Source organism: Candidatus Chloroploca mongolica, assembly GCF_004762035.2.
GTDB classification, from domain to species: Bacteria; Chloroflexota; Chloroflexia; order Chloroflexales; family Chloroflexaceae; genus Chloroploca; species Chloroploca mongolica.
Genome location: NZ_SIJK02000025.1, coordinates 33,631 through 47,193, shown reverse-complemented (window position 1 = coordinate 47,193; position 13,563 = coordinate 33,631). Strand labels below are relative to the sequence as shown.

Annotated in this window: 11 protein-coding genes; 5 read left to right on the top strand and 6 right to left on the bottom strand. The window is 57.3% G+C overall.

What is annotated here, in order from left to right; genetic code table 11:
- The first annotated feature begins 106 nt into the window (after positions 1-106).
- The 4 genes from asd to sppA all read left to right on the top strand — a co-directional run bounded on the left by asd (position 107) and on the right by sppA (position 4,556).
- The gene (gene asd, locus EYB53_RS14380) at positions 107-1,156 is read left to right on the top strand and encodes an aspartate-semialdehyde dehydrogenase (protein WP_135479093.1); all 1,050 of its coding nucleotides are present in this window, start codon (positions 107-109) and stop codon (positions 1,154-1,156) included.
- Positions 1,153-2,208 carry a hypothetical protein gene (locus EYB53_RS14375; protein WP_135479091.1) on the top strand — a complete coding sequence of 352 codons (1,056 nt, stop codon included), beginning with the start codon at positions 1,153-1,155 and terminating at the stop codon, positions 2,206-2,208. Before asd ends, EYB53_RS14375 begins: the two co-directional genes overlap by 4 nt.
- Positions 2,209-2,336: 128 nt before the next feature.
- Positions 2,337-3,536 carry an aminotransferase-like domain-containing protein gene (locus EYB53_RS14370; protein ID WP_135479089.1) on the top strand — a complete coding sequence of 400 codons (1,200 nt, stop codon included), beginning with the start codon at positions 2,337-2,339 and terminating at the stop codon, positions 3,534-3,536.
- Positions 3,537-4,556 carry a signal peptide peptidase SppA gene (sppA, locus tag EYB53_RS14365; RefSeq protein ID WP_135479087.1) on the top strand — a complete coding sequence of 340 codons (1,020 nt, stop codon included), beginning with the start codon at positions 3,537-3,539 and terminating at the stop codon, positions 4,554-4,556.
- Positions 4,557-4,627: 71 nt separating this feature from the next.
- On the opposite strand, the gene groL is transcribed toward sppA, so the two are convergent.
- The 4 genes from groL to EYB53_RS14345 all read right to left on the bottom strand — a co-directional run bounded on the left by groL (position 4,628) and on the right by EYB53_RS14345 (position 9,101).
- Positions 4,628-6,286 carry a chaperonin GroEL gene (groL, locus tag EYB53_RS14360; RefSeq protein ID WP_135479085.1) on the bottom strand — a complete coding sequence of 553 codons (1,659 nt, stop codon included), beginning with the start codon at positions 6,284-6,286 and terminating at the stop codon, positions 4,628-4,630.
- Between the two features lie 23 nt (positions 6,287-6,309).
- Complete coding sequence (groES, locus tag EYB53_RS14355) at positions 6,310-6,612, bottom strand: co-chaperone GroES (RefSeq protein ID WP_135479083.1); 303 nt, start codon at positions 6,610-6,612, stop codon at positions 6,310-6,312.
- Positions 6,613-6,826: 214 nt separating this feature from the next.
- Positions 6,827-8,017, bottom strand: coding sequence for a glycosyltransferase family 2 protein (locus tag EYB53_RS14350; protein WP_135479081.1), 1,191 nt, complete (start codon positions 8,015-8,017; stop codon positions 6,827-6,829).
- Positions 8,018-8,039: 22 nt separating this feature from the next.
- Positions 8,040-9,101, bottom strand: a complete 1,062-nt coding sequence (locus EYB53_RS14345) for a GumC domain-containing protein (RefSeq protein ID WP_135479079.1) — start codon at positions 9,099-9,101, stop codon at positions 8,040-8,042.
- A 266-nt stretch (positions 9,102-9,367) separates the two neighbouring features.
- Between EYB53_RS14345 and EYB53_RS14340 the strand changes: the two genes are divergently transcribed.
- A complete protein-coding gene (locus EYB53_RS14340; RefSeq protein WP_135479077.1) occupies positions 9,368-10,951 on the top strand; it encodes an RND family efflux transporter in 1,584 nt (527 codons plus the stop codon).
- 87 nt (positions 10,952-11,038) lie between these two features.
- Here the strand turns inward: EYB53_RS14340 and EYB53_RS14335 are convergent, their stop codons facing one another.
- Both EYB53_RS14335 and EYB53_RS14330 read right to left on the bottom strand, forming a co-directional pair.
- On the bottom strand, positions 11,039-12,724 hold the full coding sequence (locus tag EYB53_RS14335) for an alpha-L-arabinofuranosidase (RefSeq protein ID WP_135479075.1): 1,686 nt from the start codon (positions 12,722-12,724) through the stop codon (positions 11,039-11,041).
- A gap of 24 nt (positions 12,725-12,748) precedes the next feature.
- Positions 12,749-13,552 (bottom strand): hypothetical protein, encoded by an 804-nt coding sequence (locus EYB53_RS14330; protein WP_135479073.1) that lies wholly within the window; start codon positions 13,550-13,552, stop codon positions 12,749-12,751.
- Positions 13,553-13,563: the final 11 nt, after the last annotated feature.

The following is a 13,563-nucleotide window of genomic DNA, read 5'->3' as shown; positions in this document are numbered from 1 at the left end:
TCTGCGCAGTAGCGCTTATAATACACCCTATACCGATCCCTACCGCTACCTCGCCGAGGGAAGCACAGAGGTTCACGCGAGGATGTAGACTGAAGGAGTAAGCTCGATGAAGATACGCGTCAGTGTCCTGGGAGCCACAGGAACCGTCGGCCAGCGTTTTATTCAGTTGCTTGAAGGGCATCCCTGGTTTGAGCTTGCCGCGCTTGTGGGAAGCGAGCGCAGTGCCGGGCGTACCTACGCCGAGGCCACCCGCTGGGTTCTTGATGCGCCTATGCCCAGCGAGGTTAAGGGTATGACAATTTTGCCTGACGATGCCGATCTCGATACCCCACTGGTCTTCTCGGCCCTGCCCAGCAAAACAGCAGGCATCATCGAGCAACGCCTCGCACGAGCCGGGCATATCGTCTGTTCCAACGCCTCGGATCATCGTATGGAACCTGATGTACCTTTGCTGATTCCCGAGGTAAATCCTGAACACCTCGCGTTGATTGACGTGCAGCGCGCCCGTCGGGGTTGGTCTGGAGCAATCGTGACGAACCCAAATTGTACCGCCACTGGTCCGACGATGCTGCTGCGCCCACTCCATGACCGTTTTGGCGTCACCAAGCTCTTGTTGATGAGTATGCAAGCGCTCTCGGGCGCAGGGTATCCAGGCATCCCTTCCTACGATGCGATTGACAATGTGATCCCATATATTGGTGGTGAAGAGCCAAAAGTAGAAACCGAGCCGCAGAAGATGCTGGGGGTGGTGCGTGATGGGGTCATCGTGCCGATTGCGTGTACGATTTCAGCGCATTGCAATCGTGTCCCTGTACTAGAAGGCCACCTGGAATGCCTCTCGATCGGCTTTGCGCAACGCCCCGAGCTTGAAGAAGTGGTCGAGACGCTGCGCTCGTTCCGAAGTCTCCCGCAAGAACTCAACCTGCCCAGTGCGCCAGCCCAACCCATCATTGTGCGTGATGAGCCAGACCGCCCGCAGCCACGCCGTGACCGCGAGGCTGGGCGTGGGATGAGCACCACAGTGGGCCGGATTCGCCCATGCTCACTGCTCGATTACAAACTGGTTTGTCTCAGCCACAATACGATCCGCGGGGCTGCTGGTGGTTCCCTGCTCAATGCGGAACTGATGTATGCACAGGGCCTGGTGAAGGCATGAGCATCAGAGCAACGATTGCCGATCTTACCGGGGAAGTGGTGATCTATCGTGATCTAGAGGCATGTGATCGGCGGCTGCCGCGGCTGGCGACGATCCGTGCATCACTCGGCCATAGCGACGGGCCACCACCACGCAAGCGTGATCAGGCCTATGCCGAGGTGATGCAAGCACTCGCAGATTCAGCCCAGCAGCTGCGAGGCGGGCCAACGCTGACCGCCTTTGCGGTGCTTGGCGACACCGATAATGATCGCATGCTTGCTGCCCACCTGCGCATCATCGGTTCACGGCCTGCCTATGGCTTCATCGGTGAAGATCGGCCTGTTGCCGACGAGTCGATGACCTGGCAGGGCGATACAGCGACGGTAACCCGCTGGCATCTGATCCACCCATGGATTGCTGAACTCGAAGCACGCGGCATTGACTGGACACGTACCGCCCTGCTGATTGATATTGACAAGACGCTCCTGGGGCCACGCGGGCGCTCAGATGGGGCGATTGATGATGCACGGGCCGAGGGAGCCCTGGTGATCGCCAGCCACCTGGTGGGCGAAACCCTCGACGTGAGCACGTTTCGCCGCTACTACAGTGAACTCTGCCGCAAAGAATGGCACAGTTATACGCTTGACAATCAGGACTACGTGGTCGCAACAGCCCTATGGGCGACGCTCGGGGCAATTGAGCTTGATCCAATGCTTGATGCGATTCTGCACGGGACGACACCGACCATCAGCGAGATTCTGGCCCTTGCCACGCCGCGCTTGCCGGCGAGTCTGGCGAGCCTGCAGGTAGAATTGCAAACCAGGGTCACCGAGGGCGATCCAACGCCCTTCAAAGCCTTTCGGCGCGCTGAACTCACCGCAACGCTGGATCGGATGCACGATGGGCGCCTGACACTGTGTAGTGATCTTTTTCAGGTCGGTCAGGATCTTGCCCGCCGAGGGGCACTCTGCATGGCCGCGTCAGATAAACCAGCCGAATCGGCGCTGCCCTCAGCCGAGCAATCCGCTGCCGGGATGCTCTCGTTGCATCATACCCCGGCCCTCGTGATGTAACGTAAATCTGGGCTGCGGCCCTCACACATTTTGCTTGTGCTGGCGAAAACGGCCAGCAAAGCTGGCCGTTTTCGCCAGCACAAGCATAGGTTTTTAGGGCGACAGCCCAGAAAAGGAAGCAAATATCTATGCAACTTGCCGACCTCTACACAGCCCAAGCGCGCGAAGCACTGCCCCCGCTCTGGGGGCCTTCCCTTGAGACTGATGGGGAACCGCCGCTCTCACTGGCCTATGGACTGGCTGATCCGGCGTTGTTTCCCCAGGAAGAACTGGTTGACACAACGGCCAGGATCTTGGCTTCACATCTGAATGACGCCTTGAATTATGCTCCTGTTGCACCTGCATTGACCACCTTGATTGCCGAGCGACTGCACCGTGAGGGCGTGCAGAGCCATGAAGACGAGATTCTCGTCGCCTACGGTTCATCGCAGATCCTCGGGCTCTTGCCCCGGGTATTGATCGAGCCTGGTGATACCGTGCTGGTCGAGGCTCCAACCTTTATGGGGGCCGTGCGTCAATTCAAGCGTGCGGGGGCGCAGATGATCGGGCTGCCAGTTGATGCCCATGGGCTGGATGTGGAAGCCCTCGCGACCACCCTGGAAGCGCTGAAGCGCAAAAATCTTCGTCCCAAATTTCTCTATACTATTCCAACCTTCCAGAATCCAGCGGGCGTCACGTTGAGCCTGGAACGGCGCCAGCGGATCGTTGAACTTGCCGCCGCCTATGGGGTGCTGGTCGTGGAAGATGATGCGTATGTTGATCTACGCTTTCGTGGTGAGCCATTGCCACCGATGGCAGCGCTCGATCAGGAAGGATGGGTGCTACGCGTCGGCACATTTTCCAAGATTCTTGCGCCAGGGCTACGCGTGGGTTGGGCACACGGCCCCCGCGAACTGATTGCGCGTCTACAGATGTTCAAACTGGAAGGGGCGAGCAGCCCCTTCGTGACCCATCTGGTGGCCAGGTTTAGCGCCAACGGTCGGCTCGAACAACATATTACGGATCTCTGTGCTCATTATGCAATAAAATGTGCTACGATGAGTCAGGCGCTGCGTCATCAGCTACCCGAAGCCACCTTCATCGAACCAGATGGCGGCTTCTTTATCTGGTTGCAGCTACCACAAGGAGTCCAGGCGAGCGAACTGGCCCCGGTTGCACTCAAGCACGGGGTTGAAATTTTGCCCGGGACACGCTGTTATACCGATGGCTCAGGCGAAGCGTATATTCGTCTGGCCTTCAGCGAGTTACCTGGCAATCAGATTGAAACAGCGATCCGTCGTCTTAGCACGGCGATCAAGGTCGTACAACGACCCACAGAAGGAGGCTAGATGTCTGTCGAACAACCAGCACCGCAAAAGCCGGCCACGCGGGGCTGGATCATTGCGGTCTCGATCATTATTGGCATTATTTTTGCCTGTGCGCTCTTGCCGCTCGGCGGGTTCGCTTTGCTGCTTGCTGCCGGCAGCAGCAATACCAGCATCGGACCAATCGCTTCACCGCCCTGGGAAGAACAACTGGTGGAAGGTTCAGGAACTGATCGCATTGTGATTATTGAGGTGAGTGGTGCCATTGGCGCGGCCGCCGACCCGTTTAGCTTGCAACTCTCGCAGGGACAACTCTTGAGCCAGATCCGCCAGGCGAGTCGGGACAATCGCGTCAAGGCAGTGCTCTTGCGCGTGGATAGCCCTGGCGGAGGCGTTGTTGCGAGTAGCGAGTTGCACGAGAAACTCCGTGCCTTGCGTGAGAATGGCAAGATCCTGGTTGTCTCGATGGGATCAACCGCAGCCAGTGGCGGCTATTATATTAGCGCACCGGCCCACCGCATCTATGCCAACCCCGATACCCTGACGGGGAGTCTGGGGGTCATCCTTTCGACCATCAACGTCGAAGGAGCCTTTGAGAAACTCGGCTTGCGCAGCATTGTCTACAAAAGTGGCGAACTCAAAGATATTGGTTCTTCTAACCGCGAAGCCACGCCAGAAGAGATCGCCGTGCTGCAAGCCATTGTTGACGAGGCCTACAATGGCTTTGTGCAGGTGATTGTCGAGGGGCGCGGCCTGGACGAGGCTCGGGTACGCGAACTGGCTGACGGGCGCATTTATACCGGAAACCAGGCGCTCGAGCTTGGCCTCATTGACGAACTGGGCAACCTCGACGAAGCCATCGTCGGAGCACGAGAACTCGCTGGCCTCGAGAGCGCGCTAGTCGTACGCTATACGCAAAGCAGTTCGTTGCGCAGCCTGCTCTTGAGTCGGCTGAGCGCCCCGCAACAGCCAATTGATCCGCTGGGCTTACGGGTACTCACCGAACGTGAGCCAGTGAAACTAGAGTATCGCTGGGCACCCTAGATCATAACATCCTCGGGACACAAAAACACGCCAGCTTTGCTGGCGTGTTTTTGTGTCGGCGCTTGAACCGCTTAGAAGTCCATGCCGCCCATGCCGCCCATACCACCCATACCACCGGGCATACCGCCGGCAGCGCTCTTCTCTTCGGGAAGGTCAGTAATGAGCGCCTCGGTTGTCAGGATCATACCGGCAATCGAGACCGCATTCTGCACCGCACTGCGGGTCACCTTGACCGGGTCAATAATGCCCTGCTCGATCATGCTGCCATACTCACCGGTCAGCACATTATAGCCGAGGGTCTTATCACCGGTCTCTTCCTGATAGCGACGCACATTGGCGATAATGACCGAACCCTCTTCGCCAGCATTGCGAGCAAGGATGCGCAGAGGCTCCTCAAGGGCACGGCGGAGGATCTGGAGGCCAACCTTTTCGTCGTCGTGAGCAACCTTGACATTATCAAGGGCCGAGACGACATTGATGAGAACGACGCCACCACCAGCAACGATACCCTCTTCGACGGCAGCACGGGTCGCGCTGAGGGCGTCCTCGACGCGGTGCTTCTTCTCCTTGAGCTCGGGCTCAGTTGCGGCGCCAACCTTGATAACGGCCACACCACCGGCGAGCTTGGCCAGACGCTCCTGGAGCTTCTCGCGATCGAAGTCGCTGGTCGTCGTCTCAATCTGAGCGCGGATCTGGTCGATACGAGCGCGGATACCACTCTCATCGCCACGACCCTCAACGATGGTCGTATCGTCCTTGGTTGCCACCACCTTGCGGGCGCGGCCAAGGTCATCAATCGTCGCGCTATCAAGCTTGCGGCCAACCTCTTCGGAGATCACGGTACCACCGGTGAGAATGGCGATATCCTGCAGCATCGCCTTGCGGCGGTCGCCGAAGCCAGGGGCCTTGATTGCCAGCGCATTGATCGTACCGCGGAGCTTGTTGACCACCAGGGTAGCGAGCGCCTCGCCATCAACATCCTCAGCGATAATGACAAAGTTCTTGGTAACCTGAAGCACCTTCTCGAGCACAGGCAGCACTTCCTGGATGCTGCTGATCTTTTTGTCAGTAATCAGGATATAGGGATCATCGAGTTCAGCCTCCTGGCGCTCGACATTGGTCACCATATAGCCCGAGATATAGCCACGGTCGAACTGCATGCCCTCGGTGTACTCTTTCTCGAACGCAACACCCTTGGACTCTTCGACGGTAATAACGCCGTCTTTGCCGACCTTCTCCATCACCTCGGCGATCAACTCGCCAATCTCGGTATCGGCAGCCGAGTTGGTCGCAACGTGGGCGATATCAACACGGTCGCGGACGGGGGTAGCGCTGGCCTTGATGGCAGCAACGAGCGCCTCGGCGCCACGGTCGAGGCCGCGCTTGAGCAGCATCGCGTTGGCACCAGCGGCGACAACCTTGAGACCCTCGGTGACAATGGCCTGGGCCAACACCGTCGCCGTCGTCGTCCCATCACCGGCGACATCGTTGGTCTTGGTGGCGGCCTCTTTGAGCAACTGGGCACCCATATTCTCGAAAGGATCGCTCAGTTCAATCTCTTTGGCAACCGTAACACCATCGTGGGTAACAGTAGGCGAGCCGAACTTCTTATCAATTGCCACATTGCGTCCGCGGGGCCCAAGCGTCGTCTTGACCGCATCGGCAACCATATCTACACCGCGCTTGAGCGAGCGGCGAGCCTCTTCGTTGAAATAAATCTGCTTAGCCATAATCTCGTAGTGCTCCTCAACAATTAGCCCTGGATAATGCCCAGGATATCCTTCTCTGAAAGAATGAGATACTCGACCTCGTCAACTTTGAACTCGGTGCCACTATACTTGGCGAAAAGTACTTTGTCGCCAGCTTGGACATTCATCGGGACGAGCTTGCCACTGTCATCGCGGCGGCCCTCACCCACAGCCAGAATCGTGCCTTCCATCGGGCGCTCTTTGCTGGCCGTATCGGGCAAGAAGATCCCACTCTTGGTCTTTTCCTCGCGCTCCACCGGCTTGACCACTACGCGGTCGCCGAGGGGCCGGATACGGAAATCGGTCATCGTTATCCCTCCATCTTACTGACTTGACTAACGTGAGAAGTGTTAGCACTCATCACGTGCGAGTGCTAACCGTTGTGTATGATACTCAAGCGGGGGGATTTTGTCAAGGGGTATTTTAGCACTCTTTTGTTTTGAGTGCCAGGATTGTCGCTTCCTGCACGTGGAGACCGCCAGTTTAGCTGGCGGTCTCCACGTGCAGGAAGGGAACTTCACCTCAGTTACGGGCGGTACGCACCCAGGCTTTTGGACCGGCCCCGAAGAGCACGCGCAGGTAGAGCAAGATCTTCCAGACGACCAACCCTGGCGCATAGAGGAGGGCCTGATAGAGCTTTGGCGAAGCCCCCGTCATGGCGAGGCCCGTCAGGACATAGACGGCCTGCCCGCCGATCAGCGCAGTGCCAATGATCACCGCCGGACGGCTGCGCAGCACAACACCGGCCCCAAGGGCAGCGGCGCTGGCCCCTGCCAACACCGAAAAGGGCGGGATCAGTTGCTCCATCGCGGCATCAAAGAGCATAAAATCGCGGCGCTGAAGCGCCTCACGCAAGAGACGAGGGACAAAACGGCGCACCATCTCGACCCGCCCTCGTTCCCAGCGTGCGTGCTGTGAATCGGCGGCCTTGAGCGTATTCGGCATCTCGGCCCAGACCACGGCATCGGGGGCAAACATGGTTCGCTCACCATCAAGGATGAGTTCCATATGGTATTCAATATCCTCAGTCAGGCCACCCGTAAACGGCTGACGACGGACGATATCGGTCGCGAAGACCATGCCATTGCCTTTGAGCCCAGTCGAACCACCGAGCACCATGCGCCCCTGGGGGCGCAGAAAATGCAAAACAATCAACGCCACCGCACGGAGGGAGGTACTCCACGAACTTTCGGCATTCCGGACGGCATAATAGGACTGAATGACGCGTTCGCCACGAGCAAAACGAGCATCCATGACCCGCAAGAAATTGGAGGAAACAATCGTATCGGCATCAAGGATGACGACGGCATCATAGATTTCATCGCGAGTGGCGATCTGCTCAACCAGCCAATTGAGCGCATAACCCTTGCCGCGCAGCGTCTGATCGTGGCGTTCGTAGACAATGGCCCCGGCGGATCGTGCCACCTCGGCGGTACGGTCGGTGCAATTATCGGCAACGACAAAAAACTGGCGCAACGCGTGCGGATAATCAAGTTGATCAAGGCTCGCGAGCACCTCGGGCAGCAACTGCTCTTCGTTATGCGCAGGGATCAAAAAGGCGAAACGGTGGCGCGGGGTGCCACCGTGTTGCGGGGTCGAGCGCGGCGCAAAAAACGCCGCAGCGGTCAACAAGAGCAAATAGGCCACCAGCACAGCCAGGATCAGATCAGACGCGAGCAAACCGGCGCGGAGGAGCGTGAGGACGATATCCATGCCAGAACCTATTGTTTTTTGATTAGCTCTTCACAGGCGAAATCACACCTTTGGCACCTGTTGCGCCGGGATCAGAGCGTGAAGATGAACTGACCCGCATGTTGCCAGATGAGGGATGCTGGATCAGCGGAACCATCGCGAGCGTGGGCGAATTCAACCCATACTGCACATCCGTTGGAAAGTAGATCCTGCGATCAAAGAGCATCAGCAGGGCAAGATGAGCCATAATCAGCACGAAACCACCTGCCAGGAAACCACCAAACACAAAGATAGCCCGGCGCACCAGTGAAGGCGGCTGAGTAGGAATCGAGGGCGAGTCAATCACCAGATAGCGTTGCAAAGCCTCGCTATTCACTTTAGCGAGCGACAGGCGGGCATTCTCTTCCTTATCTTTCGCATCGGCCAGTCGATTTGCCGCCTGAGCAACCAGCGACTGCAATCGATTTATTTCAAAGACCTCCTCAGACGGGCGTGCGCCACGGATCGGGTCAGGATAAAGCATCAGATAGTCAAACAAGGATCGTTCTGCCCGGGCGAGATCTTCTTCATAGCGAACTATCAGATCGGCAAAAAAATCGCGCGCCACTTCGCTGTCAGTACGCTCAAAGGTCATACGCCAGTCGACATAGGCATTCATGGTTTCATTGACCATCTGCTGCGCAAGTACAGGATCAGGATGCGTTGCGACAAAGACGACAATATTCGTACCTTCGGCCATCACCATCATTGCGTCGCGATAATCACGCAACGCACGTTCACGAAAACGGCCTTCAGCAAGCACATTGTTGCGGAGGGAGGTCTCGTTGAGCACATCACTCGCAAACGAATCGGTATAGATCAGCGAGAACACCTCAGAGAGCGTCGCCTGTGATGGACTAGTATATTGCGTCACCTGGGTAACATCAGAGAGCGACGTCAGCAACGAGTCACGCTGCACGTAGACAGTGCCACGCAACTGATAATTCGGTGGGATCAGGAAGAAGATCGCCGGAGCGGCAAGCAAGACAGCTACCAAAATGAATATATAGAGGCGGTAGTTACGAAAAATTGTTTCAAGAAAACGCAAGGTGATTAGATGCAGCATACGCTCAATCCTCATTCAAAATCCGTCACTGGTTCCATCCATATCATATCACTATACCAGATCGCTATGTACACCGAGTTGCAAAGCATGCCAGGCTTGTTAAAAAGTTTGTCATCCAGAGGCCAAAAGGTGCGTATCTGCCACCATGCGACTCGCGCTTGAGGTACACTAATGATAAGATACAAGCTAGGCTGTGACAACCAGCAAGCTTTCTTGTTTTGACTATAGCAGTCCTAACTCTGTGGTCATGGTTCGGAGTTCAGTGTATGCATTTCAGATTGCTCTTTTTGTTAACGCTGGCCCTGTTTCTGGGGGCATGTGCGGTTGCCACACCGCCGCCACCACCGCCTCCCACCGAGACTCCATCCGCCGGTGGAACTGAGACCACACCGCCACCCTCCACGCCAATACCCACACCAAGCGTCGCCGAACCAGAACGAACGCTCTACACCGTGCGCCGTGGTGAAATCGTCAACGAACTAACCCTTGAAGGCAGGGTTGTTCAGGTTCAACAGGGGCAGGCTTTTACCGAGGATGGGGTGCTCAAAGCCATTTTTGTGCAGGTCGGAGATATGGTCGAGCAAGGCCAATTGCTGGCTGAACTCGACACGCGTGACCTGAATGCCCAGTTGAGCCAGGCTCGTGCGGTTTACGAGCAGGATCGCATTGCGCTTGAGCGTGCGCGGGGCAATGCGCAAACCCAGGTGCGCCAGGCCCAGGTTGATCTTGACGGGGCTCGTTCGGAATTAGCCCGCGCTCGGCGTGGGGCCAGGCCCGATGAGATTTCGCGAGCACGCGCAGTGGTGCAGCAAGCCGCAGCCGATCTCGCCAATGTGCGCAATGAGGCCTCACAAGTCAAGAATCAGGCTCTCCGCGAAATGGAGACGGCGGTAGAACGCCTGACGTTTGTCCAGGAACGTTTTGCCGAGACGCAGATTGAGTTTGAGAAGAACCCGAATGAGGCAACCCGCAACGCTTTCATCCAGGCCCGCGAAGATCTGCGGGTAGCCGAAGATGAAGTGCGCCGAACTCGCATTGCCTACGATACGGCCCTGTCGAATGAGGTCGCCCTGGTGAGTCGCGCTGAGGCTGTCGTGGCGGCGACCCAGGCTGACCTTGATCGTTTGCTGGCGGGACCCGATCCCTTTGATGTTGCCCAGGCTGAACAGGCTGTCGCACGCGCCCAGATTGCCCTCGAGGCAGCACGTCAACAGGCTCAGACTGATCCCGAACTCGCCAAGCAAATTGCGCGCAGCCAGGCCGAAGTGACCCGTCTGGAACAGCAGATCGAAAGCCGCCGCCTGATCGCGACGATGGCCGGTCAGGTCGTGGCCTTAGAGGCCGAGCCGGGGATCGCAGTTCGTGCGGCCAGTCCAGTGATTATGCTGGCAAATAATGACAGGCGCGAGATCATTGTTGAAGAACCAGTTGGGCTTGATCCGCTTGGCACGACAACCCGCTTGTTGCCCGGGCAAGAGGTAGCAGTCGAGTTTGTCCGGTATCCCGGCCAGATCTTTCCGGGCGTAGTGACGCGCGTGCCCGGTCGCCTCCCAACGAGTGATGCCTTTCTGAGCAGTGAATATGCCATTAGCTACGAAGCGCCCGGTGTCGAACTAAGTGTCGGTGATATTGCTGAGGTGACGATTGTGCTCGGGCGCGTTGCCAATGCGCTCTGGTTGCCACCTGAAGCAGTGATTGTCACACGGGACCGCTCCTTCGTGAATAAAGTCGACGGGGATACCGAACAGCGCCTTGAGATTGTCACAGGCATTGTCACCCCCAATCAAGTCGAGATTCTCCGCGGTCTCGTCGAAGGGGATGTTGTGGCTGGCGAAGTATTGCCGCGCTAACACCAATTCCTTTGGTATAACCATCGCACGCATCCAAAAGAGCCAGCAATGCTGGCTCTTTTGGATGCGTGCGATGATGGGTTTCCATCAAGGTTGGATATCGATCTGCAATAAACTTACCGAGTATGGGGCAAACGCGTAGATAAAGCGACTGCTCACCCCGGTCAACTCGGTTGGAGGCGCATCGCTCAAATCATTCGCAGGATCAGCCACCCCATTCCAGCGCACCTGCATTGCGTCGAGTGAATCGGCTGCCGCCACGTCAACCCGTGCGCCAGTCACTTCAGCCACCCCATCAAGGGCAATCAACGCACGCTGTGCCTGGCCCTGCTTGTTGATAACCAGCAGCGTGAGGGTGTTCTCATCCTTGCGTCCGGCATAGACACTGAGCGTGGTCGCTGGATCGAACGACGACTCGATGGGCAACAGCGTGTTCCCAAAGTTCGTCCAGAGCGGGAAGACATAGTACTGTGGGTAACGTTCGAGGCTGCCCGCATCAAGCAGGCCATAATTACCAAAGCTATCGGTCTCACCATTGGCAAGGTTCCACTGGTTGCCCATTGCCACACCATGCACGGCCATCTGCCCAATGGTATCGGCCAGATGGAGCATATTGATCGCCCGCGTCATCCAGCGTTCGGTATCAAAATCCTGGAACGAGAAGAGATTGTATTCAGTGACGGCAATCGGGACACGACGGCCACCGGCATAGCGGTCGAAGGCTGCGTGGACATCAGCAACGATCGCCTGCCAGGTCTGTTGGGGCTCGGCGAGCGGTTCTTGGATCGAGGATGGCGGTTCATAGTAGGGATATTGATGGACAACATAGAAATCCATCGCATCACCCGCCGCAGCGATCACATCATTGCCCCAGTTATTCCAATCATCCTGGAACGGGACACCAACCGCCCCGACGAGGATCGTAGGATCAACGGCCTGCATCGCATTGCGAAAATCAAGGAAGCCCTCGTCACGCTCAGCACCTTCACCACGTCCCAGCACATACTCGGTGCCATCACAGGTCCAGCCGCCCTCTTCCCAGCCCCAGGGTGTGCAGCCTTTGCCAACATCCTCTTTGCCACCATAGATTTCGTTACCGATTTCCCAAAGCTTGATCGGCACCGGTTCGGGATAGCCAAGCTCAGCACGGAGTTGCGCCCAGTGGCCGACGGTCTTCCAATCGCGGCCACGGCGATCGACACCGATTTCACGTGAATCATCGGGCATAGCGTTAAAGAAGGCAACCAGCGCGGCAGCTTCCTGGGACGTCCCATTAAAATTGATCGTCCACATCCCTTCCTGATCAACGCGGGACAAGAGTTCAAGGAAATGAATCGGCTGAGCGGCCCAGGTCCAGTAACAGTTCGCCTCGTCACCGAGTTGGCAACCCAGCCAGTCGTAGTGATTACTCCAACTGCCGCCGGGCATCCGGATCACCGTTGTACCTGCGGTGATCGTGCGTTCGATCAAGGTCGGATCAGCCAACCCACTCGGATTGAGCCAGGCGGGAACATTGGTACCAAAGAGGCGCGCATCGATCGCCTGCCCCGAGGCCGTTGCATCAAGTTGAAGCGTGCCATCGTGATCAAGAGGCGAGGGTACAGGTGATGCGTCTGAAGGTAGCGCCGGATCTGACTCTGGCAGTGGAGTTGGCGTCGCCTCAACAGGGAGAGGCGAGGGCACAACCTGAGCAGTTTGGCTGCCACAAGCTTGCAACCCAAGCAGACTGCTCAACAGCAACACACCCAGTAACCAGATCGATCTATATTTCATCAAAAACTCCTTCGATAGAGCGAGCTACGAACGGCGCAGTAATAGCACCACTCGATCAACATAAAAGGTCTTGACATAGGATGCATCATTCATCAGCACAAGACCCGTCACATAGGTATAGTCTACCTGATCGTAACCATCGAGCCAGACCTCAATTTCAGCCCATTCACCAGGCTCGAGGGCACGGCGCAGGCCAAACTGGCTCAAGCCAAGTTCAGGAAAGACCAGTGTCTGATCGGCACCACGTTCAGGCAAGCGCACCGACGTATCGCCCTGAACATGGTAGGGATAGCGATTGCTGCCCGTCACCCGAACAATGAGGCTATCAGGCTCAAGGACATTGGCCCCACCGCTGACATAAAAGCGCATCCCAAGAACCTCAGAGCGAGGATAGGTGCCACCCTGGGGGCCATTGGCAAAGAAGAGGCCACGGAAGCCATATTGCAACGGCGTCGCCTGGAGCGCAGTACGGCCCGAGGTTGCGAACTGATTTTGCAGTTGAATCTGCATATTCCAGCTCTCGCTGACGCCCCAACCGGGTGCGAATTGATCATCAAAGATGACAAACTCCGTCAAAAACTGACTGGAGGCATCACGACGCGCCTCAGCCTGGCGGGTCGCCATCTCACGAGGAGGCTCAGTGACAACCCGGGTCGGACGAGGCGCCACCGTTGGGAAGAGTGTTGGCGGGATCGTTGGCACCTGGCCAGTAAAGAGCGGAGCGATCGTCGCGGTTGGACGGGGCGACGGATCCGTCGTCGAAGCAGACGACCCACAACCACCAAGCGCAACGAGGAACACCAACATCAACACAACGAAGGAACGCATCGTGATCCTCA